Source organism: Streptoalloteichus tenebrarius (assembly GCF_024171885.1).
Classification (GTDB): Bacteria; Actinomycetota; Actinomycetes; order Mycobacteriales; family Pseudonocardiaceae; genus Streptoalloteichus; species Streptoalloteichus tenebrarius.
Window position 1 is genome coordinate 36,255 of sequence record NZ_JAMTCP010000010.1, and the last position, 22,820, is coordinate 59,074.

Genomic DNA, 22,820 nt, shown 5'->3' on the forward strand with positions numbered 1-22,820 from the left:
GGCTGAGGCGAGGCGACGGGGAGGGGCCGGTGTCGCGACGAACCCCGCCCCTGCTGCGGACCGCGCCGGTGCTGGCGGTGGTGGTGTGCCACGACGGGGAGCCGTGGCTGCCGACCGCCCTGTCGGCGTTGCGCCGTCTGGTCGTCCGTCCCCGCCATGTCCTCGCGGTGGACACCGGTTCCCGGGACGACACCGCCCGACTGCTGGCCGAGGCGACCGAGGACGCGGCGGACGGCCGGCTCCTCGACGGAGTGTTGACCCTGGGGAGGGACACCGGTTTCGGCGCCGCCGCGCGGATCGCCGTGGAGCACGCGGTCGACCGCTGGGGTGATCCCGGGCACTGGGTCTGGCTGCTGCACGACGACTGCGCCCCCGAACCGGACGCGCTGCTCGCCCTGCTCGCCGCCGCCGACGCCTCGCCGTCGGCGGCCGTGCTCGGACCGTTGGCGCTGGACTGGGCCGATCCCCGACTCGTCGTCGAGGCCGGGTTGTCGGCCGACGCGGCGGGCCACCGGCGGAGCGGGATCGACCCGGGAGAGCCGGACTGGGGCCGGTTGCGGCGGCGCGGCGAGGGGTCGGAGGAGTCGGAGGAGGAACCGCCGGACCACGGGGGACGTTTCGAGCAGAGCACGGAGGTGCTCGCCGTCGGTTCGGCCGGCATGTTGGTCCGTCGGGACGTCTGGTCCGACCTCGGCGGTTTCGATCCGGCCCTTCCGGTGCTGTGGGACGACGTCGACTTCGGCTGGCGGGCCAACCAGGCGGGCCACGTGGTGCTCTGCGTTCCCTCGGCCCGGATTCGCCATGCGCGCGCGGGACTTCGCGGCGCGCGGACGCTCGACGCCCTGCCGTCGGCGCTCCGCCCACCGGACGGCGGCGTCCCGTGGGCGGCGGATCGCGCGCACGGACTCCGAACGTTTCTCACACATTGCTCCCTTCTGTCTTTCCTCCTCGGTGTTCCCCGACTTCTCCTGCTGTCCCTGTTACGCACACTGGGCTTCGCGGCGACGCGACGCCTTCGGCGAGCCAACGCCGAGTGGGTGGCGGCAAGGTACGTCTTCTTCGGCGGAGCGCGCCTCCTGGCCGGCCGGCGGTCTCGTCAACGCCCGACGGGCGCGGGACGAGGAGACGCCGCCGCTCTGCTGGTCGGGCGAATCACCAGGCTCCGCAACGGATTCCACCGTGCGGTCGTCCACCTGGTCCGGCGTCGCGTCCAGGCCGACGCGGCGCTGGGTCGGCTCCCCGCGAACGCGGGCCGGGTGACGGTGTGGAGCCCTTCCGAGATCGCGGCCCCTCGACGCCCGGTCGGGCCGGAGGGACTGCCCGACGGGGCCCTGGGCAGGAGGGGACGTCCAGTCCACAAAGGACTGCGCCGCCCCCCGCGCGCGGTCGTCGTGCCGCTCGACGGCCAGTCAGGGGACGCGGTCGCCGTCGAGAGCCCGAGGCCCTCACCGGTGCCGCGCGACGGCCGCGGCGTCCGGCGGCCACCTGACCTGGTGATGGTCGATCTCGGACCCGGCCGACTGGCGCGGGAGTTCCTGCTCGCGCCGCCCGTGCTCCTGGTCGCCGCGCTGTCGGTGCTCGCGTTGGCGACGCACGTCGGGCGCCTCGGCCTCGACCCGGCCGGTGGCCGGCTGCTGCCGCTCGCGGGCCTGGCCGACACGTGGGGCGCGTACCTCGCGTCGTGGCACCCGGTCGCCGGTGGCACGTCCGCTCCGGCCCCGCCGGCCCTCGCGATCGTGGGAGTGCTCGGCGTGCTCGGCGGTCCGCCGACAGCGGTCGCCCTCCTGCTCCTGGCCGAGATGCCACTCGCCGGCCTCGCCGCCTACGCCGCGACCCGGCGCGCCCCCGTCCGGCGCTCGGTGCGGGCCGTCCTCGCCGCGATGTACGCGCTGTCGCCGGCCGCCGTCGCCGGGGTCGCCGAGGGCCGGCTCGACGCGGTGGTCGTGCACCTCCTTCTCCCTCCGGTGCTGGCGGGTGTCGTCGCCGTGGTCCGACCGGTCACCAGGGAGGACTGGACGGGCTCCTGGCTGTCCGTCGCGGCGGGCACCGCGCTGGCGCTCGCGGTGATCGGCGCCTTCTCGCCGCTGACGCACCTGGTCGTGGTGGTGGTGGCGCTGGCGGGGTTCGTGGCGCTGCCCGGTCGGCGGGGCGACGGCCGACGCCGGGTCGTGGCCCTGTTCGCGGTGGTGCTCGCGCCGGTGGCGGCGTTGTTCCCGTGGCCGGCGGAGGTGATGCGCCACCCCGCGTTGCTGCCGCACGGTGTGGGCGCCGTGGTTCCGGAGGCTCCGGCCCCGATCACGGCGCTGGTCACGCTCCACCCGCGCGGCGCGGGCGGGATGGCCTGGGTGGGCGCGGCGGTCGTGCTCGCGGCGTTGGCCGTGGTGGTGACGCGTCCTCGACGGTCGGTGCTTCCCGGGCTCGCTGTCGCGGGTCTCGGGGCGCTCGCGGCGGTCGTCGTGCGGTGCGTGCCGGTGGTTCCCGTCGCCGGGGGAGCGGCCCAGGTGGGCTGGGTCGGGGTTCCCCTGCTGATCGTGGCGTGCGGCCTGTCGTGGTCGGTGTTGGCCGCCTGCCAGGAGGGGGAGACCTCGGGCGCGCGCTGGAGGACCCGGAGAGCCCGGAGAACGCTCGTTCCCTCCCCGGTCGTCGCGGTCGCCTGCGTGGCGTTGGTCCTCGCGCTGGCCTCGTCGGCCCTGCTGGAAGGGCGGGACGGGCCACTGAGGACGACCGACCGTCCGACGCTGGCGGCCCCGCTCGCGTACGAGGTGGAGCGGAGCGGGTGCGGTGTGCTCTGGCTCGACGACGCGCGCGTCCGGCTCGTCGCGGGCCGCCTCCCCGCCTTCGGGGACGACGACCTCGCGCCCGTGCCCTCGGCCCCCGGGCGGCTGGAGCGCTGGTCCGGCCAACTGCGGACGGGCGACCGCGACGCGGTGCGCGCCGGACTGGCCGAGGTCGCCTCGGCCGGGGTCCGGTTCGTGGTCCTGCCGCGCGCGGAGCTGGCGGACCGCCTGCGGGAACTGGGCGGAGAGCGGGTGGCCGACGCCCCGTCGACCACGGACGGGCGGGCGGTGCTCCGCGTCCTCTCCCCCTACGCCCCGGCGCTGTTGCTGTCACCAGAACAGGCGGTGAACGCCCGAACGGGCGGGTTGCCTCCGGGAGATCCGGACACGCCCGGCCTGGTGCCCGTCGACGCGGTCCCGCCGACGCTCGCGGTCCGCACCTCCGAGGGCGGGGAGGGCCGGCTGCTGGTGGTGGCGGCCGAGCGGGAGCCGGGCTGGTCGGCCACGGTCGACGGCGTCCCCGTGCCCCTGGCCACCGCGTGGGGCCACCAGGTGGCGGCCCCGGTGCCCGCGCGCGCCGCCGAGGTCCGCCTGGAGCCGCCAGGGCGGGCCAGGCCGTTCCTGCTGCTGGTCCAGCTCGCGGTCGTGGTGTTCGGCCTGGTCACCGCGATCCCGTCCCGCGCGGGGGAGCGGGGAGCCGACGCGGGGGCCTACTCGCCCTCGACGACGTCGGGGTCGAGACCCAGATAGGTGGCGACCTGCTCGACGAGCACGTCGTGCACCAGGTCGGCGAGGTCGTTGCCGTCCCTGGCCCGCGCCTCCAGCGGGCGGCGGTAGAGCACGATGCGGGCCCTGGTCGGCAGCCCGCGCCGGTCGACGCCGGCCGGCACCAGCCGGGCCAGCGGCACGTTGCCGTCCTCGACGACGTCGCTGCCCCACATGAGGTCCTCCGGCGAGGTGACGTTGACCTCGGGGACGTCGTCCACGGCCACGTCGAGCTGGGTCAGCTCGGTGTGCCAGCGCTGCTCGATCGGCTCCAGGGCCTCCAGCACGAGCTGGTCGAACCGCTCCGCCCTCGTCCTGGCGGCCGGCAGCGACGCGGGGTAGAGCGGCCCGCGCAGCCCCCGGCCGCGGCGGTCCCTGCGCCGGTGGCCCCCGCCGGGGCGTCCGGGCAGGCCGGGGCGCGGGTGTCGCGGGGGGCCCGGGTACGGGTGCCCCGCGGAGCCGGCCGGACCACGTGCCATCACCACGGCGGAGAGGGTACGCCGTGCGTGTCACCCGCGTGCCTGCCACGCTCGGGGACCTGGTGGCGCTATCGTCGCCACCGTGCGGAGCGTGAGGCGGTGCTCGCGGACCGGGTGCACGAACCCGGCCGTTGCGACGCTCACCTACGCCTACGCCGACTCCACAGCCGTGGTCGGTCCACTCGCCACGTACGCGGAGCCGCACAGCTACGACCTGTGCGAGCAGCACGCGATGCGGCTGACCGTCCCCCGCGGCTGGGAGGTGGTGCGGCATGAGGGTGAGTTCGCCGTCCCGCAGCCCTCGGTGGACGACCTGACCGCGCTCGCCGAGGCGGTGCGGGAGGCCGGCCGGGCGGACCGGCCGGTCGAGACGCCGGAGCCGACCAGCGGCACCGGCCGACGTGGTCATCTCCGGGTGCTGCCCAACCCGGCCGATGATTGACGCGGCCACCTCGTGCGCGACGTCGCGCGAGGTGACGAGCCCACCGGTGGCGCAGCGCGTGACCAGCCCCCGTCGGTAGGCTGCCGCTGGCAGCACGAGCGAGGAGCAACGGGAGAAGGCGTGCGCGACCTGTCCGGGATCGTCAAGGCCTACGACGTCAGGGGCGTCGTGGGGGACCAGCTCGACGCGGACGTGGTGCGGGACATCGGCGCCGCGTTCGCCCGCCTCGTCGGCGGCCCCGCCGTGGTCGTGGGCCACGACATGCGGGACTCCTCGCCGGGCCTGGCCACCGCGTTCGCCGAGGGCGTCACCGCCCAGGGCGTCGACGTGGTCAGCATCGGCCTGGCCAGCACCGACATGCTCTACTTCGCGTCGGGGCGGCTGGAGCTGCCGGGCGCGATGTTCACCGCCAGCCACAACCCGGCCCAGTACAACGGCATCAAGCTGTGCCGCTCCGGCGCGGCCCCGGTCGGCCAGGACAGCGGCCTGGCCGAGATCCGGCAGATGGTCGAGCAGGGCGTGCCCGAGTTCCTGGGCCAGCGCGGCTCGGTGACCGAGCGGGACATGCTGGGCGAGTACGCGGCGCACCTGCGCACGCTGGTCGACCTCGGCGGCATCCGCCCGCTGAAGGTCGTGGTCGACGCCGGCAACGGCATGGGCGGCCACACCGTGCCCGAGGTGTTCGCCGGCCTGCCGGTGGACGTCGTGCCGATGTACTTCGAGCTGGACGGCACCTTCCCGAACCACGAGGCCAACCCGCTGGACCCGAGGAACCTCGTCGACCTCCAGGCGAAGGTGCGCGAGGTGGGCGCGGACGCCGGCCTGGCCTTCGACGGCGACGCCGACCGCTGCTTCGTGGTGGACGAGCGCGGCGAGCCGGTCTCGCCCAGCGCCGTCACCGCGCTGGTCGCCGTGCGCGAGCTGGCCAAGGAGCCGGGCGGCACCGTGATCCACAACCTGATCACCTCGAAGGCGGTCCCCGAGATCGTCGCCGAGCACGGTGGCAAGCCGGTGCGCACCAGGGTGGGCCACTCCTTCATCAAGGAGAAGATGGCCGAGACCGGGGCGATCTTCGGTGGCGAGCACTCGGCGCACTACTACTTCCGGGACTTCTGGCGGGCCGACACCGGCATGCTGGCCGCGCTGCACGTGCTGGCCGCGCTGGGCGAGCAGGAGCGACCGCTGTCCGAGCTGACCAGGGAGTTCGCCAGGTACGCGGCCTCCGGGGAGATCAACTCGACGGTGGACGACCAGGCCGCGCGGATGGCCGAGGTCCGCTCCGCCTACGAGCGCGTGCCGGGGGCCACCGTGGACGAGCTGGACGGGCTGACCGTGGAGCTCCCCGACGGGTCCTGGTTCAACCTGCGCCCGTCGAACACCGAGCCGCTGCTGCGGTTGAACGTCGAGGCCAGGGACGCCGAGGCGGTCGCGGCGCTGCGCGACGCGGTGCTGGCGATCGTCCGTGGCTGACCTGCGGGAGGGAGAGACCGTGGCCGTGCGACTGGACCCCCAGCTCCTGGAGATCCTGGCCTGCCCGTGCCCGGAGCACGCCCCGCTGAGGGCGGGGACCCCGGAGGACGCGCAGGCGGACTACCTGACCTGCACCGCCTGCGGGCGCCGGTTCCCCGTCAGGGACGGCATCCCGGTGCTGCTGCTCGACGAGGCCGAGCAGCCGCCCACGGCCGCGGCGGGACCGAGGGGCGACGGGGACCCGGCGGTGGGGTGAGGTAGCCGTGCTGGACGACAGCCTGCTCGACGACCCCGACCGACTGGCCGAGGCGGACACCGGCGGGCTGCTCAGGGCGGCCGCGGGTGCGGGCGCCCAGGTCCGCTCCACCGTGGAGAGCGCCGCCGAGGCTGGCCTGGACGCGTTCGGTGGCGAGCGCCCGAGGGCGCTCGTGCTCGTCACCAGACCCGGCGCGGGCGCGACCGCGTCGCGGCTGCTGGCCGCGATGCTCGGGCCGTCCTGCCCGGTGCCGGTGGTGTTGTCCGACGCGGCCCCGAGCTGGGTCGGCGCGCTGGACGCCGTCGTGGCGCACACCGACGATCCCGGCGACGCGGTGCTGGCCGAGTCGGTCGACCTGGCCGCGCGGCGGGGCTGCCGGGTGTTGCTCACCGCGCCGGCCGAGGGGCCGGTGGCCGCCGCGGCCGCCGGGCAGGCGGTCCTGTTGGCCCCGAGGGTGCCCTCGCCCACCGGGCTGACGTTCAGCAGGGCGTTCGCCGGCGGACTGCTGGCGGTCAACGCGCTCGGCCTGCTGCGGACGGACCTGTCGGCGGTGGCCGACGAGCTGGACCGCGAGGCGGAGCGCAACTACGTGGCGCACGAGTCGCTGGTCAACCCGGCGAAGGCGCTGGCGTTGCGGCTGGCCGAGCGCACGCCGTTGCTGTGGGGCCTCGACCCGGCGGCGACGACGGTGGCGGGGCACGCCGCCGACGCGCTGGCCGGGTTCGCCGGGGTGGTCGCGGACGCCGCCGGCTACCCGCAGGCCATGACCCGTCCGGTGCTGCACCGCACGGCCGTGCGGGCGGGGTCGGGCGAGGACCTGTTCGCCGACCCGGACGAGGTGCCGAGCGGTCGGCCCAGGGTGCTGTTGTTGGCGGTGCGCCGGGGCGCGGTCGCCGAGGCGGCCCGGCGGGCCGCGGCGGACACGCTGCCCGGCGCGGACGTGGTCGCCGTGCCCGAGGAGGTGGCCGGGGACGAGGCGGTGTGCGCCGCGGTGCTGGCGTCGCGGTTCGACACCGCCGCGTTGTACCTCGGCCTCGCGCTCGGCACGCTCGGCGGCCCCGGTGTGCTCAGCGCGGTGGTCGACTGATGGCTGTGGGGGTTCACCCCACACCTCCGGGAATCCTCCCGGACCCCGGACCGGGGGTGTGGGCGCAGGGCACGGGGTGGCGGCCGGCGCGGGCGGTGGCGCGCGCCGGGCGCGGTGGGTGCGGTGGGAGCCCGGGGCTTGGTGAGACGGACGCTCCCGTGCCCCACCGGCCGGTCGGCGTTCGATCTTCCCTGGCCGCGGCGCTGTCAACCCGGGCAGAGCTGACGGCGTCGACAGCACTGACGGCGTCGACAGAACTGACAGCGCTGACAGCGCTGTTTCCCGGACTGGACATCGGGGCCACCGCGCGCCCGGCGCGGGGCGGGTGGTCACCGCGAGACGGCTTCGCGGCGCCCGGCCCCGCACGACGGTCGGGCGCGGCGCGTGGGCGCGCCCCGAGACGACACCAGCATCGACAGCCGGTCGGGACGACCGGCTGACCACGGCCCCCGTCGTCCCCGACCTGGGGACCTCGGCGGGCAGGCAGCGACCCCGGCGCCCTGGTGGGCGCGGCGGCCGCCGGACGAAGGAGCGAGACGACAACCGTGGATCTGCTGCGCAACGCGGTGCGCCCCTACGCGTGGGGGTCGCGTACCGCGATCGCCGACCTGCTCGGGCGCCCGGTGCCGGCGCCGCACCCCGAGGCGGAGCTGTGGCTGGGCGCCCACCCGGCCGACCCGTCGTTGCTGGTCGGCGAGGACGGGTCGGAGACGTCGCTGCTGGACCGGCTGACCGAGGACCCGACGGGTCAGCTCGGCCCGGACTGCGCCGGCCGCTGGGGCGGCCGGCTGCCGTTCCTGATGAAGGTGCTGGCCGCCGACGAGCCGCTGAGCCTCCAGGCCCACCCCTCGGCGGCGCAGGCCGCGGAGGGCTTCGCCAGGGAGGAGGCGGCCGGCATCCCGCTGGACGCCCCGAACCGGAACTACAAGGACCCCAACCACAAGCCCGAGCTGATCTGCGCGCTCACCGAGTTCCACGCGCTGGCCGGGTTCCGGGACGCGCACCGCACGCTGGAGCTGTTGAAGTCCCTGGAGGTGCCGGCGCTGCGGGCGCACATCGAGCTGCTCGCGGCGCAGCCGGACGCCGACGGTCTGCGCGCCCTGTTCACCACCTGGATCACGTTGCCGCAGCCGGCGCTGGACAAGCTGGTCCCGCAGGTGCTGGACGGTTGTGTCGCGCACCTGAGGGACCACGGGCCGTTCGACCGCGAGTGCCGCACCGCGCTGGAGCTGGCCGAGGCGTACCCGGGGGACGCGGGCGTGCTCGCCGCGTTGTTGTTGAACCGCATCGTGTTGCACCCCGGCGAGGCGATCTACCTGCCGGCCGGGAACCTGCACGCCTACCTGCACGGCACCGGGGTGGAGATCATGGCCAACTCCGACAACGTGCTGCGCGGAGGGCTCACGCCGAAGCACGTGGACGTCCCGGAGTTGTTGCGGGTGCTGGACTTCCGCTGCGGCGACGTGCCCGTGCTGCGGGGTGACGCCGTGGGACACCTGACCGCGTACCGGACTCCCGCCCCGGAGTTTCATCTGTCCACATTGGACTGGACATCGGAGTCGGGAGACGTCGAGGGCGAGTGGATCGACTCGGCCGGCCCGCAGATCCTGTTGTGCACCGCCGGCGCGGCGCGGCTGACCACGGCCGACGGCCGCCGCCTCGACCTGGCGCGCGGGCAGTCGGTGTGGGTGGCGGCCGCCGACCCGTCGGTGTTGGTCGAGCCGGTCGGCCTCGCCGAGTGCGGCAGGGTGCAGCTCTTCCGCGCGACCGCCGGCGTGGCCTGACCCGCCCGCCGAGGCGAACACCGGAACACCGACCAGCACCGACCGGCAGCGGCTGGCGCCGACAAGCACTGTCCACCGAGGTCTGTTCCGGCCTTCGCGCGCGCCCCTTGCTGTGTGAGGTGTTTCCTTCGCGTTCCTCGTGGCGATCCGAGGGGAGAGCGGCCGTTCGTGTTCTAGGGTCACTCCGGCAAACCGGGCACGACGGCCGCGAGGCCGTGAGAAGCGAGGAGTAACCGTGGCAGCAGGGGGCGGTGCGAAGGCGATCGTCGCGGCGCTGCTGGCCAACGCGGGCATCGCGGTCGCCAAGTTCGTCGGCTTCGCCATCACCGGCTCGTCGTCGATGCTGGCGGAGGCCGTGCACTCGGTGGCGGACACGTCCAACCAGGGGCTGTTGCTGCTGGGGCGGAAGAAGTCGCGGCGCGCGGCGACAGCGGACCATCCCTTCGGGTACGGCAGGGAGCGCTACTTCTACTCCTTCGTGGTGGCGCTGCTGTTGTTCACGCTGGGCTCGGTGTTCGCGGTCTACGAGGGCATCCACAAGATCGAGAATCCCGAGCCGCTGCACAACCCCGTGGTCGGCGTGGTGATCCTGCTGGTCGCCATCGCGCTCGAGGGGTGGAGCTTCCGCACGGCCATCGCCGAGTCGCGGGAGCTGAAGGGCTCGGCCACCTGGACCCAGTTCATCCGGCAGGCCAAGACCCCCGAGCTGCCGGTCGTGCTGCTGGAGGACGCGGGGGCCCTGTTCGGTCTGGTGCTCGCGCTGGGCGGCGTCGGCCTGACGCTGCTCACCGGCGACCCGGTCTGGGACGGGATCGGCACGCTGTGCATCGGCGTGCTGCTCGGCGTCATCGCGATCACCCTCATCGTGGAGACCAAGAGCCTGCTCATCGGCGAGGGCGCCACCCCGGAGGTGCTGTCCGGGATCGTCGGGGCCCTGGAGGCGGGCCGGATCGACCGCGTCATCCACATCCGCACCCAGTACCTCGGGCCGGAGGAGCTGCTCGTCGCGGCCAAGGTGGCGCTGGTGCCGGGGCTGGACATGGCGGACGTGGCGACGGCGATCGACGACGCCGAGACCCGGGTGCGCGCGAGGGTGCCCGAGGCGCGGCTCATCTACCTGGAACCCGACATGTACCGCGAACGGCCCACGACGACCGACTGAGCCGACCGGGTGAGGTGTCCGCATGGCGGACACCTCACCCGCGTTCTCGGTCCGATCCGTCCGGTTTCCGAACGGTTCCCGGGGACTGGGTGCGAAACATCACTCCTGGCCAGCTAGGGTGGTTCCCTCGTTCGTACGTGATCCGGACCACGACAGGAGGGCACTCGTGCCGGGCACAGGACTTTGGCGTACCAAGTCCGTCGAGCAGTCCATCGCGGACACCGACGAACCCGACACGCGACTGCGCAGGGACCTCTCGGCGTGGGACCTGACGGTCTTCGGGGTCGCGGTCGTGGTCGGGGCGGGCATCTTCACGGTCGCCGCGAGCACGGCGGGCGACGTCGCCGGACCCGCCGTCTCGCTGTCGTTCGTCTTCGCCGCGATCGCCTGTGGACTCGCCGCGTTGTGTTACGCGGAGTTCGCCTCGACGGTCCCGGTCGCCGGCAGCGCCTACACCTTCTCCTACGCGACCTTCGGCGAGTTCGTCGCCTGGATCCTCGGCTGGGACCTGATCCTGGAGTTCGCGTTGGCCGCCGCGGTCGTCGCGAAGGGCTGGTCGGGCTACCTGGACCAGACGACGACGCTGTTCGGCCTGCGGGTGCCGACGGTGGTGCACCTCGGCGGGATCGAGTTCGACTGGGGCGCCGTGCTGCTCGTCGGCGTGCTGTGCGTCCTGCTCGCGCTGGGCACCAAGCTGTCCTCGCGGGTCAGCCAGGTGATCACGGCCATCAAGGTCGCGGTCGTCCTGTTCGTCATCGTGCTCGGCATCGGCTACATCAACACGGACAACTACACGCCGTTCGTGCCGCCGGCCGCCCCGGCCAGCGCGGGCCACACCGGGCTCGACCAGTCGCTCGTCTCGCTCGTCCTCGGCGGGCAGACCAGCCACTTCGGCATCTACGGCCTGCTGGCCGGCGCGTCCATCGTGTTCTTCGCCTTCATCGGCTTCGACATCGTGGCGACCACCGCCGAGGAGACCCGCAACCCGCAGCGCGCCATGCCGAGGGGCATCATCGGCTCGCTGGCGATCGTGACCGTGCTGTACGTCGCGGTGTCCTTCGTGCTGACCGGCATGCAGTCCTACCAGGACCTGGCCACGAAGACGCTGCCCGACGGCACCAAGCAGAAGTCCAACCTGGCGACCGCGTTCGCCGCGCACGGCGTGGACTGGGCGGCGCAGATCATCGCGGTGGGCGCGCTCGCCGGTCTGACCACGGTCGTCATGGTGCTGCTGCTGGGCCAGACCCGGGTGCTGTTCGCGATGTCCCGCGACGGCCTGGTGCCGAGGGGGCTGGCGCACACCAGCCAGCACGGCACCCCGGTGCGGGCGACGGTCCTGGTGGGCGTCGTGGTGGCGGTCGCGGCCGGCTTCTTCCCCGCCGGCAAGCTGGAGGAGATGGTCAACGTCGGCACGTTGTTCGCCTTCGTGCTGGTCTCCGCCGGGGTGCTGGTGCTGCGGCGGACCCGGCCGGAGCTGCCGCGCGGGTTCCGCACCCCGTGGGTGCCGCTGGTGCCGATCCTGGCGATCCTCACCTGCGTGTGGCTGATGCTGAACCTGACCGTGCTGACCTGGGTGCGCTTCCTCGTGTGGATGGTGGCCGGCGTGGTCATCTACTTCCTGTACGGCCGCACCCACTCGGTCCTCGCGCGGCGGCAACGCGAGGGCACGGAGATCGTCGCCGGCGGCTGACGCCCGCCCGACGACCGCGTGGTCCTGACGGGAACGGACCTCGTCCACGGTGGCGGGGTCCGTTCCCCGTTCCGGCGCGTGTCGTGCCGCCGCCGGCGTGCCCGGTGGGCGCACCGTCCCGGAAGGACGGTCAGCCCTCCAGGAGGGACTGGCCGACGTAACGGTCGCCGGCCGGTGGGATCGCGAACAGCGCGCTCGCCTCGTGCACGATGAAGCGGTTGAGCGCGTCGCCGGCGGTGGCCAGGTTGTGCATCACCGGCACGAAGCCGCGGCGGGGGTCGGCCTGGAAGGCGAGGAACAGCAGGCCGGCGTCCCTGGTCCCGTCGGGCCGGGTGCCGTCGTCGTAGTTGAACGGCCGCCGGAACATCCGCGCCCCGCCGTTGGTGCTGGGGCTGGACAGGCGGACGTGCGCGTCCCTGGCGACGTAGGGCTGACCGTCCGGGCGCTTGACCGCGAGGTCGACCTGGTCGGTCAACGCCTCGCGGCCCAGGGGGGCTCCTGAGGTGGTGTGTCGGCCGATCACCTCGTCGCGCCGGTCCATCGGCAGCGCGTACCACTCGTCGAGCAGCATCCTGATCCGCCGCACCACGAGGTAGGTCCCGTGGACCATCCACTGTGGACGCTCCCACTCCGGCACCCACACCGTGGAGTCGAACAGGCCGCTGCCCGGCCGCGGGTTGTTCACCCCGTCCACCTGGCCCATCAGGTTGCGGGGCGGCGGGCTGGGCTGGGGGGCGGGGTCGAGCGCGCGGAAGCCGCGCTGGGCCCAGCGGAGGCGCAGCGTCCCCCCGACCTGGCGGCGCACGAGGTCGGCGAGGCCGCTGGCCACCATCTCGTCCTCGGCGCAGACCTGCACCAGCACGTCCCCGCCGCCGCGGGCCGGATCGAGCTGGTCGCCGGGGAAGGCCGGCAGGTCGGCCAGCGCCTCGGGGCGCTGCGCGTCGAGGCCGAGCCGGGACAGCAGGCTCGCGCCGAAGCCGATGGTCAGCGTTGCCCCGCCGGTCGCCAGCCCGGCCAGCGGCAACGCCTCCTCCTGCCGGGCCAGCTCGCCGCCGGGGAGCCGGTCGGAGAGCCGCCGCAGGTCGGTGAGCGCGGTGGAGAGGGCGCGGCGGTCGCGGCGGTCCGCCACGCCGGGGTCGAGGTCGAAGGCGAGCAGGCGCACCTGCGCGGGGGGCGGGGTGGCGACGCCCGGCTGTCGGCGCGGGTCGCCAGCCGGGACCGGGCCCGACGAGGAGGGGCCCGACGAGGAGGGCGCGTCGCCGGGCGCGGCGGCCGGCGTGTCCGGCGTGCCCGACGGCCGGCGGGCGACGGTGATCCCGGCGCCCGCGGTCGCGCCGAGCGCGGCGCCGGTCACCCCCGCGGCGCCGAGCAGGCCGAGCAGCCGGCGGCGGCCCACCACGGGCCGCCCGGCCGGCCGCTCGGCCGGAGCCGGGGGCTCCTCAGTGGCCGCCATGGCCGGAGCCCGAGGTGGGGGTCACCGACCCACCCGACGGGGACTGCGAGGCGCGCGGAGCCTGCTCCTGGCTCAGGACCGGAAGACTCATGCTGATCCTCTTCCCGCTCGCGAAGGACAGTTCCACCGGAACCCGCTCGCCGGCGGCGAGCTCCTTCTTCAGCCCCACCAGCATCAGGTGCTGGCCGCCGGAGCGCAGTTCGACGTCCTGGCCGACCGGCAGCGGGATCTCGTTGATCTGCACCATCTTCTCGGCGCCGTTACCGGTTGCCTGCATCGTGTGCAGCTCGGCCTTGTCCGCGACCGGTGTCGAGACCCCGGTCAGGGCATCCGCGGCCGGACCGCTGTTGCGCAGCGTGAGATAGCCGGCGGTCATGTCCTTCTTTGGGGGCTGTTTCACCCAGCCGCCGCTGATCTGGAGCGGACCCTCGGTGGCGGTGGCCAGCGCGGGGGCCGGCGTCCCGGCGTGGCTGGTCGACCGGGTGACCTTCGGCGGGGTGACCGTGGTGGTGAGGGTGCTGGCCTCCTCGCTGTTGCTGCACGCGGTGAGCAACGCGCCGGCCGCCACGGCCGCCGTGGCCATCAGCGGGACCAGTCGGGTTCTGGCTCGCGCCATCGGGTGAGTTCTCCTTCCGATCAACGATTGAGCAGGGTGCGCAGGTCGGTCAGCATGTCGTCCGAGCTGGTGCCGCTCCGGTAGTAGCCGGCGCCCTTCCCGTCCGGGGTGTAGAGCAGGACCTGGGCGCCGTGCGTGACCTCGTAGTCGCCGGCGGCGTCGGTCTTCGGCGGCTCGATCCCGATGTTCACCGAGTGGGCCGCCGCCACGATGTCGTCGATCTTCCCGGTGAGGCCGACGAAGTCGGGGCCGAACTGGCGCAGCCAGGTGCCGAACGCCTCGGGGGTGTCCCTGGCCGGGTCGGAGGTGACCATCACGACCTGCACCCGCTGGCGCTGGGACTGGTCCAGCTTGCGCACCGCCTGGCCGATGTCGCCCATCGTGGTGGGGCAGACGTCGGGGCAGTTGGCGTAGCCGAAGTAGAGCAGGGTGACCTTGTCCCGCAGTCGCTGGGCGAAGTCGAACGGCCGGCCCTGGAGGTCGGTGAGGTTCGGCTTCGGGGCCTCCAGCGGGGTGGGGAACGCCGCCGCCTTCAGCGCGGCGGCGCTCGTCGTGGTGCTGGTGCCGGCCGGAGCGGAAGATCCCGGGTCGCCGCAGGACGCCAACAGCAGTCCGGCGAGCAGGGCCGACGCCACGCAGCGCAGTGCTCGCACGTTCCTCCTCCAGGATGCGCGGCGTTCGCCGCCGCGTCGTCGCGGCCACCGGTCGGCAACCTCTCGGCAGCCTACTCATCCGAGCGGGGGTGATCCCGGGTGAGGGGAGGCGCTCGCGACCCAGCTCACACAGGGGCGAGAAGCGGCCGAATCTGGTTGAACCACGCAACATTCGCCGCGGTGCCGCGGTCCCTTTCCTGGTGGTGTTCCCTGCCTGGCCCCGCGCTGCGTGCGCGGCCGGAGACGGTGGCACGGGCGGCGCTCGGCGGCGGCCCCGCCGTGGATCACGGGGCGCTGGTCGGGCGTCCCCGATCATCCGAGGGCAGCGGTCACCGAGGGTCGGCGCGAACCGACCGGTTCACGCGGACGGCTTCCCCCGGACCGGTCTCACGTCGACGCGTCCAACGTCGCGATCTCCTCCGGGGTCAGCCGCAGTTCCGCCGCCGCCGCCGAGTCCAGGATCGTCTCCGGGCGGGTGGACCCGGGGATGGGGACGACGACCGGGGCCTTGGCCAGCATCCACGCCAGGCACACCCGCTGCGGGCTCACCCGGTGCCGCCGGGCCACCTCGGTGAACGCCCGGTGCCGCCGGCCCAGCTCGCCGGCCCCGTTCATCCCGCCGAGCGGGCTCCACGGCAGGAACGCGATCCCCAGCTCCGCGCAGAGCCGCAGCTCGGGCTCGCTGTGCCGGAAGCGTGGCGAGAACTCGTTCTGCACGGCGGCCAGCCGGCCGCCGAGCACCGCGTCGGCCTCGCGGATCTGGTCGGGGTCGACGTTGGACACCCCGGCGAGCCGGATCTTGCCGGCGTCCAGCAGCTCGGCGAGCGCGCCCACCGACTCGGCGAACGGCACCTTCGGGTCGGGGCGGTGCAACTGGTAGAGCCCGATCGCCTCCACGCCGAGCCGCCGCAGCGACGCCTCGCACGCGGCGACCAGGTGCTCGGGGCGCCCGTCCAGCTCCCACGAGCCGTCGGCGGCCCGCGTGTGCCCGCCCTTCGTGGCCACCAGCACGTCCACGCCCAGCGGGTGGTTGTGCAGCGCCTCGGCGACCAGCTCCTCGTTGTGCCCGAAGTCGTCCGCGCCGAGCGAGTAGGCGTCGGCGGTGTCGACGAGCGTGATCCCGACCTCCAGCGCGGCGTGGATGGTGTCGATCGCCTGCTGGCGACCGGGTCGGCCGGCCACCGACAGCGGCATCGCGCCCAGACCGATCTCGGACACGTGCACGCCGCCGATGCTGCGCTGCTGCATCGCTCCTCCTCGCCGCTCCGGGTCGGCCGGGTTGGCGTCGCTCCCGATGGTCCTTCCCCCGCCAGCTTTTCCCAACCGCCGGTCGGCCGCCAGCGGTAGCGTGCCGGTCATGACCTCGTTGTCGGCGAAGGCGGGCATGACGGGCGCGGTGGGCCTGAACGGCGCGGTCGGCGTGGTGGGCGCGGTGGGCCCGGCCGGCGCGGCGGGCGCGGTGCGCGTGGTGGCCAGCGCGGACGGGACGCGCGCGTGACCCGCCTGCTGTGCCTGGACGTGGGGTCGACCTGGACCAAGGGCGCGTTGCTCGCCCCGGACGGGGAGCTGCTGGGGACGGCCCAGCACCGGACGACCCCGCCCGAGGTGCTGGACGGCGTGCGCGCCGTGGCCGCCGAGCTGGGCGCGGAGGAGTGCGCCTCGCTGGCCTGCTCCTCGGCCGGCGGGGGCCTGCGGTTGGCCGTCGTGGGCCAGGAGCGCCTGGTCAGCGCGGAGGCGGGGCGACGGGTGGCGTTGTCGGCCGGCGCGCGGGTGGTGCACGTGTCCTCGGGCGAGCTGACCGGCGCCGGGATCAGGGAGCTGCGCGCGGCGTCGCCGGACGTGGTGCTGCTGGTGGGCGGCACGGACGGCGGCGACACCAGGGTGCTGCTGCACAACGCTCGGCGGCTGGCCGCGAACCGGGTCCGCTGCCCCGTCGTGCTGGCCGGCAACCGCGAGTCCCGGGCGGAGGCCGAGGCGTTGCTGCTGGCCACCGGGCGCACGGTCGTGGCGACCGACAACGTGCTGCCGGACGTGGGCGAGTTGGCGCCCGGCCCGGCCAGGGCCGCGATCCGCGCGGTCTTCCTCCGGCACGTGATCGGGGGGAAGGGGCTGTCGCGGGGGCGGCGCTTCCGGGAGATGGTCCGCGCCGTGACACCTGACGCCGTCCTGCACGGCGTGTCCCGGCTCGCGACGGTGCTGGCGGAGGGCGAGGACGCCCCGGGTTCCGTCCTGGTGACGGATGTCGGCGGCGCCACGACCGATGTCTACTCCGCCGTGTCTACTGTGGACGAATCAACCGGGAGGAGCACGGTCGAGCTGCCTCCCGACCGCCGCACCGTCGAGGGGGACCTGGGGATGCGGTGGTCGGCGCCCGGCGTGGTGGCCGAGGCGGAGGCCGAGCGGCTGCTCGCCCCTGGTGAGGCGGAGCGTCTGCACGCGGCGGCGCGGCGGAGGTCGGAGCGGGTTCACTGGGTGCCCGGCGAGGGCGTCAGCGGTGGCGACGACGCGACCGACGCCGACGACGCGACCGACGCGACCGTCGCCGACGACGCGACCGACGCTGACGACGAGGCCGCGCTCGACACGCGGCTGGCCGCCCTGGCCGCCATCATCGCGTTGCGCCGCCACCTCCGGCTGGTCGACGGCCGCCTCGGTCCGAGGGGCGCCGGGCTGCTCGTGCTCTCGGGCGGGGTGTTCCGGCACGCGGGCCCGGCCGCGCTGGAGGTCGTCGAAGGCGCTCTCCGCGGCGACCCGGTGCTGCGACCGGTGTTGCGGCACGCCGCGGTCGTGGTGGACCGGCGCTACGTCCTCGCGCCGGCGGGGCTGCTCGCCGCGGCGGGCAGGTCGGCCAGCGCGGACGCGCTGCTCCGCGCCCACCTCGTGGCCCGCGTCGCGGCGATTTCCCCGGTCTCGACCTGAGAACGCGCTCCGGCCGCGCCGCTCGGCTCACTGTCCACTGTGGTCACTCGTTCGCCGCCGGAGCTGGACCCGGGTGCCTCGCAGCGCGCTGAGCCAGTCGGCGAGCGTGTTGGCGTCGGCGTCGCCGCTGCGGAGCACCACGGTTTGCTGCTCCATCGCCGTGCGTAGGGCGCCGACGTCGTCCCGCGAGCGGGCCGAGGCCGAGGGAGACATCGACTGGAACGCCCAGTCGACCCCATGATCGTGCGCGCCCACCAGCACGCCGCGGCGCCCGTCAAGGGGGGCTGAGCACCGAGGAATCACGGGCGGCCCACGGTCTTGGGCGATCACGGGGTGGTCTGTCGTCCCAGATCCACACTGTCGTCGAGGGGGCGGGGAAGATCGCTGGCGGCACGTGTCACTCCTGGTCAGGCCGCTGATATGACGCAGCTAGAGTCGTTGCTGGAGGACCTCTCGGTGCCCCCCGCCCGGCCGGTCGTCCGCGTCAGCGTCCGGGCTCGCTGACCGGAGACAAGGCCTACGGCAGCAAGGCCCATCGCGCTCTGCTGCGGGGCAAGAAGAGCAAGGCGGTGATCCTCGAACGCCTGGATCAGGTCAGCAACCGGCTACGCGAGGGATCCCACGGCGGACAGCCGCCCTCGTTCGACAGCGCCCGGTACACGCAGGGCGACCAGATCGAGCGAGGGTTCAACCGCCGTAAGCAGTTCCGCGCGGTGGCCACCCGCTACGACAAGCTGGGCAGCCACTGGCAAGCCACCAACGACCTGGTCGAGGTCATCGATTGGATCCGCCCTACATCAGACAAAACCCGATCACGATCCGCGGACACGCCCTAAGCCAGTCGGCGAGCGTGTTGGCGTCGGCCGGTAGCTCTGGCACGAGCGCCTCCCTGGGCGCCGGGCTGCCGCCCGCGGTGACGGCCTCCTGTCGATCACCCAGCCGTGCTGGCCGTGCGCCTGAACCCCAGTGCCTCGACGGAAGGCTGTTCGTCCACTGTGGTCGGTCCACTGTGGTCAGTGTGGCTTCGCCTGCTCCGGCACGTCCGGAACCGGAGGGCGCAGCACGGCGGGCCGGGTGAGGACCGTCCTGGTCCTGGGCAGCGCGCCGGACGTGGTCGGCCCCTCCGGCGTCGTCCGCCGGCGCTCCCTGGGCGTCGGCGGCCGTTCGAGGCCCGCCGCCATCGCGATCGCCCTGTCCCACTCCGGGTCGGCGTAGTAGTCCGAGTGGCCGAGCACGCCCGGCGTCCACCGGCGCCCGTCGACCGGCGTGGACTGCGGGTCGGGCAACCAGTGGTCCCCGCCCAGCACCAACGCGCCCGTGTCGCTGCGCACCGCCGACGGCAGCGGGCCCTCGGCCCCGTCCTGCCGGAAGCCCACGCCGAGCAGCTTTCCGCCGTAGACCTGCCGGCTCCACGTGGACACCGCGCCGCCGAGCGGGTCGGTGCCCCGGCACAGCGAGCGCCAGCGACCGCGCAGCTCGCCGCTCAGCTCGACCAACGAGGAGTGCGGCACCACCGCGGGGAACGCCCTCGGGTAGGCCCACTGGAGCTGCGAACCCGCCGTCACCAGGCCCACCCGGCCCCGCTCGGACTCCGGCAGCGCCTGGAGCACCCTGGCCACCGCCACCGCGGCCAGCAGGCTGCCCTGGCTGTGCCCGACCAGCACGACCCTGGTCCCCGGCCGCTCCAGGTGTTCCAGCGCCCGCGCGGTCAGCTCGGGGACCACCTTCAACGCGTAGCAGGGCGGCACCGTCGGGTGCGCCTCGCGGGGCCAGAACGAGGCCAGGTCGGCCAGCAACCCCACCCGCCGGGCGGTGTCCGGCCGGCAGGCCGCGACGTAGACGATCCGGAGCAACCCCACCGCGAGGGCGGCGAGCGCGACGACCCCGACGGCGGACAGCGGCTCGGCCCACCCCGGCATGCCCCGCCCCGCGAGCCCGATCCCGGCCGCGACGACCGCGCCGAGGGTGAGCAGCCCGGTGAACGCCAACAACACCCGGTGCGCGTGCCGCCGCTCCAGCTCGGCCAGCCACCACGCCCCCGCGGCCACCCTGGCGTCCTCGGGACGACCGGCGTGCAACAACTCCACCTCGGGCGGCACGAACCGCCCCCGGCGCTCCGCGACCTGGCGCAGGAGCGCGAGCGCCGCGGCCACCCCGAGCGCGGCGACCAGCGTCAGCACGGCGCCCGCGCCCCACAGCAGGGTGATGCCGCTGTACCCCCACGGCAGCACCAGTTCGGGTGAACGCAGGAGCTGCCGCGCGGTGATCGCCAAGCCGGCGCCGAACCCGCCGCCGAGCAGCCCGGCCAGCACCAGCACCGGCGCGGCCATCCACCCGCCCGCCCAGGGGCGGAGCTCCCGGGGCTGTCCCGCCCACCCGGGCCGCGCCAGCCAGGCGGAGGGCGCCAGCAGCGCCGCCAGCAGCCCGCAGCACACCGCCAGCCCGACCGCGACGGCGAGCACCGTGTCGTCGGAGCCGGGCAGGGCGCCGGTCATCGGCGGCGGGGTCAGGGCGGTCAGTGCGAACAGCACGACCGCGCAGCTCAGCAGGACCAGGCGCGGCCCGGGCCCCAGCGCGCGCCGGACGCGGTCGTCCTTCTGCGCGCCCGTCGGGTCGTCGAGCGCCAGCACACCGGCCACGCTGACCACCAGCAGGGCCACCGAGGCCCACCACAACACCACCACGGCGCCCGTCACGGCTGGACCGGCGGGGCCGCCGGTCATCAGGAACGCCGTCACGGCGAGCGCGCCGACGGTGTGCAGCGAGCGCAGCGCGGGCGTGTCCGGGTCGGCCACGACGGTGGCCGCCGGCATCTGCTGGAGTTGCCGCGCCGGCGCGTCGGGACGCGCGTCGTGCGGCCGCCACTCCACGGACGAGACCCGGTGCAGCCCGAGGATCACCAGGGCCACCGGGAGCATGCCCAGGACGGCGCGTGGCACCGACAGCTCACGCAGCCACCCGGGCGCCACTGGAAGGCAGGACGCGCCGGGGGCCAGGCACTGCGCCGCGACCAGGTCGACGGTCACCACCGCGCACTGGGCGACGAACAGCAGGGTGAGCAGCAGCGCCGCCAGCCGCAGCACGCCGCGCAACAGCAGGCACAGCACCGCGGAGGCCCTGCTGGCCGTGTCCGGCGTGGCGGCTGTGTTGTCCGCGTCGCCCGCGTTGGCTGTGTTGGTCTTGTTGTTCTCCCGCGCCGGCGGCAGCATCCAGTGCGCGACGTTGGCCATCGAGAACGGGAACAGCAACGCCCACGTCGCCTTGGACCAGCCACCGGAGGTCATCCGACCCCAGACGTAGCCCTCGACGGTCCGCGGCACCGGCCGCCCGCCGGCGTGCAGCACCGGCCCCGGGGCCGGCCGGCGCATCCGGTCGGCCGGCCGGACGACGCGGCCCACCGCGTCGCCGGAGACGTCCACCGCGGCCACCGAGTCGACCAACGACTCCGCGGTGGTCCCCATCACCCCGTGGACGCGCAGCTCCACCACGCGCGTGTCCGGCCCTGGCACCAGCACGGCCGCCTCCTCGAACTGCCTGGTCGTGGCTGTCGCTGCGGGGACAGAGGTCGATCCTCGTCAATCTTGCGCCAAGTAACGGAGCCTCGACTGGTTTTCCTGGCAAACGGCGTGGCGGGGGATAGGGTTCGGGGTGGCCCCCTAGGACGTGGAGGAAACTCGCGATGACCGCCGAGAGGTTGCAGCGGCGCAACGGCGTGGAGTTCGCCGTCGCCGACCTGGAACTGGCCGAGTTCGGCCGCAAGGAGATCCGGCTGGCCGAGCACGAGATGCCCGGCCTGATGGCGTTGCGGCGGGAGTACGCGGAGGTCTATCCGCTGCGGGGGGCGCGGATCTCCGGCTCGCTGCACATGACCGTGCAGACCGCCGTGCTGATCGAGACGCTGGTGGCGCTGGGCGCCGAGGTGCGCTGGGCCTCCTGCAACATCTTCTCCACGCAGGACCACGCGGCCGCGGCCGTGGTCGTCGGCCCGCACGGCAGCGTTGACGAGCCGAAGGGCGTGCCGGTGTTCGCCTGGAAGGGCGAGACGCTGGACGAGTACTGGTGGTGCACCGAGAAGATGCTCACCTGGCCGGACGGCGAGGGTCCGAACATGATCCTCGACGACGGCGGCGACGCCACGCTGCTGGTGCACAAGGGCGCGCAGTACGAGAAGGCCGGGGTCGTGCCGTCGGCGGAGGAGGACGACCCGGAGGAGTGGAAGCTCATCCTGGACGTGCTCCGCCGTTCGCTGGCCGCCGACTCGTCCAAGTGGACCAAGATCGGCGCCGGGATCCGCGGCGTCACCGAGGAGACCACGACCGGCGTGCTCCGCCTGTACCAGCTCGCCGCCCAGGGCGAGCTGCTGTTCCCGGCGATCAACGTCAACGACTCGGTGACCAAGTCGAAGTTCGACAACCGCTACGGCTGCCGGCACTCGCTGATCGACGGCATCAACCGGGCCACCGACGTACTCATCGGCGGCAAGGTCGCGCTGGTCTGCGGCTACGGCGACGTGGGCAAGGGCTGCGCGGAGTCCCTGCGGGGGCAGGGGGCCCGCGTGATCGTCGCCGAGGTCGACCCCATCTGCGGCCTCCAGGCCGCCATGGACGGCTACCAGGTCGCCACCGTCGACGACGTGATCGAGCAGGCGGACATCGTCGTCACGGCCACCGGCAACAAGGACATCATCACCGCGCAGCACATGGCGCGGATGAAGCACCAGGCGATCCTGGGCAACATCGGCCACTTCGACAACGAGATCGACATGGCCGGCCTGTCCCGGCTGCCCGGCGTCCGGCGGATCAACATCAAGCCGCAGGTCGACGAGTGGGTGTTCCCGGACGGCCACTCGATCATCGTGCTGTCCGAGGGCCGGCTGCTGAACCTGGGCAACGCCACCGGCCACCCCTCGTTCGTCATGTCGAACTCCTTCTCCAACCAGGTGATCGCGCAGATCGAGCTGTTCACCAAGCACAAGGAGTACGACAAGGAGGTGTACCGGCTGCCGAAGAAGCTGGACGAGAAGGTCGCCCGCATCCACCTGGAGGCGCTCGGCGGCAAGCTCACCAAGCTGACCAAGGAGCAGGCCGAGTACATCGGTGTCGACCCGGAGGGGCCGTTCAAGCCGGAGCACTACCGGTACTGATCCCGGCCCCCCCGATGCCGGAGCGCCGGCGTGGCCCGGCGGGGCCGCCCCCGTGCGTTCGTTCGCGCATGAGTTGACCAGCGGAACGCCGCCGACGAAGCGTCGGCGGCGTTCCGCTTTCCGC

Annotated in this window: 19 protein-coding genes; 12 read left to right on the forward strand and 7 right to left on the reverse strand. The window is 74.2% G+C overall.

Going from position 1 to position 22,820, the window contains the following annotated elements:
- The first annotated feature begins 29 nt into the window (after positions 1–29).
- Positions 30–3,527 carry a glycosyltransferase gene (locus LX15_RS11800; protein WP_253669581.1) on the forward strand — a complete coding sequence of 1,166 codons (3,498 nt, stop codon included), beginning with the start codon at positions 30–32 and terminating at the stop codon, positions 3,525–3,527.
- Here LX15_RS11800 and LX15_RS11805 read toward each other — a convergent pair.
- Positions 3,488–4,021, reverse strand: coding sequence for a metallopeptidase family protein (locus LX15_RS11805; protein ID WP_301304458.1), 534 nt, complete (start codon positions 4,019–4,021; stop codon positions 3,488–3,490). The two genes, LX15_RS11800 and LX15_RS11805, sit on opposite strands and share 40 nt — an antisense overlap.
- A gap of 91 nt (positions 4,022–4,112) precedes the next feature.
- Between LX15_RS11805 and LX15_RS11810 the strand changes: the two genes are divergently transcribed.
- The 7 genes from LX15_RS11810 (at position 4,113) to LX15_RS11840 (ending at position 11,912) form a co-directional block, all read left to right on the forward strand.
- The gene (locus tag LX15_RS11810) at positions 4,113–4,463 is read left to right on the forward strand and encodes a DUF3499 domain-containing protein (protein WP_073487747.1); all 351 of its coding nucleotides are present in this window, start codon (positions 4,113–4,115) and stop codon (positions 4,461–4,463) included.
- A gap of 120 nt (positions 4,464–4,583) precedes the next feature.
- The gene (locus LX15_RS11815) at positions 4,584–5,933 is read left to right on the forward strand and encodes a phosphomannomutase/phosphoglucomutase (protein WP_253669583.1); all 1,350 of its coding nucleotides are present in this window, start codon (positions 4,584–4,586) and stop codon (positions 5,931–5,933) included.
- Positions 5,934–5,952: 19 nt separating this feature from the next.
- The gene (locus LX15_RS11820; RefSeq protein ID WP_253669584.1) at positions 5,953–6,189 is read left to right on the forward strand and encodes a Trm112 family protein; all 237 of its coding nucleotides are present in this window, start codon (positions 5,953–5,955) and stop codon (positions 6,187–6,189) included.
- A gap of 7 nt (positions 6,190–6,196) precedes the next feature.
- A complete protein-coding gene (locus LX15_RS11825) occupies positions 6,197–7,276 on the forward strand; it encodes a phosphoheptose isomerase family protein (RefSeq protein WP_253669585.1) in 1,080 nt (359 codons plus the stop codon).
- Between the two features lie 545 nt (positions 7,277–7,821).
- Positions 7,822–9,060: a mannose-6-phosphate isomerase, class I gene (gene manA / locus LX15_RS11830; RefSeq protein WP_253669586.1), complete on the forward strand. Its 1,239-nt coding sequence runs from the start codon at positions 7,822–7,824 to the stop codon at positions 9,058–9,060.
- 235 nt (positions 9,061–9,295) lie between these two features.
- Positions 9,296–10,222 carry a cation diffusion facilitator family transporter gene (locus tag LX15_RS11835; protein WP_253669587.1) on the forward strand — a complete coding sequence of 309 codons (927 nt, stop codon included), beginning with the start codon at positions 9,296–9,298 and terminating at the stop codon, positions 10,220–10,222.
- A gap of 166 nt (positions 10,223–10,388) precedes the next feature.
- Positions 10,389–11,912: an amino acid permease gene (locus LX15_RS11840; RefSeq protein ID WP_253669588.1), complete on the forward strand. Its 1,524-nt coding sequence runs from the start codon at positions 10,389–10,391 to the stop codon at positions 11,910–11,912.
- Between the two features lie 130 nt (positions 11,913–12,042).
- Here LX15_RS11840 and LX15_RS11845 read toward each other — a convergent pair whose 3' ends face one another.
- The 4 genes from LX15_RS11845 to LX15_RS11860 all read right to left on the reverse strand — a co-directional run bounded on the left by LX15_RS11845 (position 12,043) and on the right by LX15_RS11860 (position 15,993).
- Entirely contained in the window at positions 12,043–13,365 is a 1,323-nt protein-coding gene (locus LX15_RS11845) for a Dyp-type peroxidase (RefSeq protein ID WP_253669589.1), read from the reverse strand.
- Positions 13,352–13,981 carry a copper chaperone PCu(A)C gene (locus tag LX15_RS11850; protein WP_253669590.1) on the reverse strand — a complete coding sequence of 210 codons (630 nt, stop codon included), beginning with the start codon at positions 13,979–13,981 and terminating at the stop codon, positions 13,352–13,354. The genes LX15_RS11845 and LX15_RS11850 overlap by 14 nt, the downstream gene beginning before the upstream one ends.
- 20 nt (positions 13,982–14,001) lie before the next feature.
- The gene (locus LX15_RS11855) at positions 14,002–14,634 is read right to left on the reverse strand and encodes an SCO family protein (protein ID WP_253669591.1); all 633 of its coding nucleotides are present in this window, start codon (positions 14,632–14,634) and stop codon (positions 14,002–14,004) included.
- A 387-nt stretch (positions 14,635–15,021) separates the two neighbouring features.
- On the reverse strand, positions 15,022–15,993 hold the full coding sequence (locus tag LX15_RS11860) for an aldo/keto reductase (RefSeq protein ID WP_253669592.1): 972 nt from the start codon (positions 15,991–15,993) through the stop codon (positions 15,022–15,024).
- Here LX15_RS11860 and LX15_RS11865 point away from each other — a divergent pair.
- Together LX15_RS11865 and LX15_RS11870 are read left to right on the forward strand one after the other, a co-directional pair.
- Positions 15,992–16,132 (forward strand): hypothetical protein, encoded by a 141-nt coding sequence (locus LX15_RS11865; protein WP_253669593.1) that lies wholly within the window; start codon positions 15,992–15,994, stop codon positions 16,130–16,132. The two genes, LX15_RS11860 and LX15_RS11865, sit on opposite strands and share 2 nt — an antisense overlap.
- Positions 16,129–17,553 (forward strand): glutamate mutase L, encoded by a 1,425-nt coding sequence (locus LX15_RS11870; protein WP_253669594.1) that lies wholly within the window; start codon positions 16,129–16,131, stop codon positions 17,551–17,553. The genes LX15_RS11865 and LX15_RS11870 overlap by 4 nt, the downstream gene beginning before the upstream one ends.
- A 27-nt stretch (positions 17,554–17,580) precedes the next feature.
- Here LX15_RS11870 and LX15_RS11875 read toward each other — a convergent pair whose 3' ends face one another.
- Positions 17,581–17,814: a hypothetical protein gene (locus tag LX15_RS11875; RefSeq protein ID WP_253669595.1), complete on the reverse strand. Its 234-nt coding sequence runs from the start codon at positions 17,812–17,814 to the stop codon at positions 17,581–17,583.
- 308 nt (positions 17,815–18,122) lie between these two features.
- On the opposite strand from LX15_RS11875, the gene LX15_RS11880 reads away from it, so the two are divergent.
- The gene (locus LX15_RS11880; RefSeq protein ID WP_253669596.1) at positions 18,123–18,389 is read left to right on the forward strand and encodes a hypothetical protein; all 267 of its coding nucleotides are present in this window, start codon (positions 18,123–18,125) and stop codon (positions 18,387–18,389) included.
- A gap of 177 nt (positions 18,390–18,566) precedes the next feature.
- On the opposite strand, the gene LX15_RS11885 is transcribed toward LX15_RS11880, so the two are convergent.
- Positions 18,567–21,014 carry a hypothetical protein gene (locus LX15_RS11885; RefSeq protein WP_301304466.1) on the reverse strand — a complete coding sequence of 816 codons (2,448 nt, stop codon included), beginning with the start codon at positions 21,012–21,014 and terminating at the stop codon, positions 18,567–18,569.
- A 218-nt stretch (positions 21,015–21,232) separates the two neighbouring features.
- Between LX15_RS11885 and ahcY the strand changes: the two genes are divergently transcribed.
- Complete coding sequence (gene ahcY / locus LX15_RS11890) at positions 21,233–22,696, forward strand: adenosylhomocysteinase (RefSeq protein ID WP_253669598.1); 1,464 nt, start codon at positions 21,233–21,235, stop codon at positions 22,694–22,696.
- The last annotated feature ends 124 nt before the right edge of the window (positions 22,697–22,820 follow it).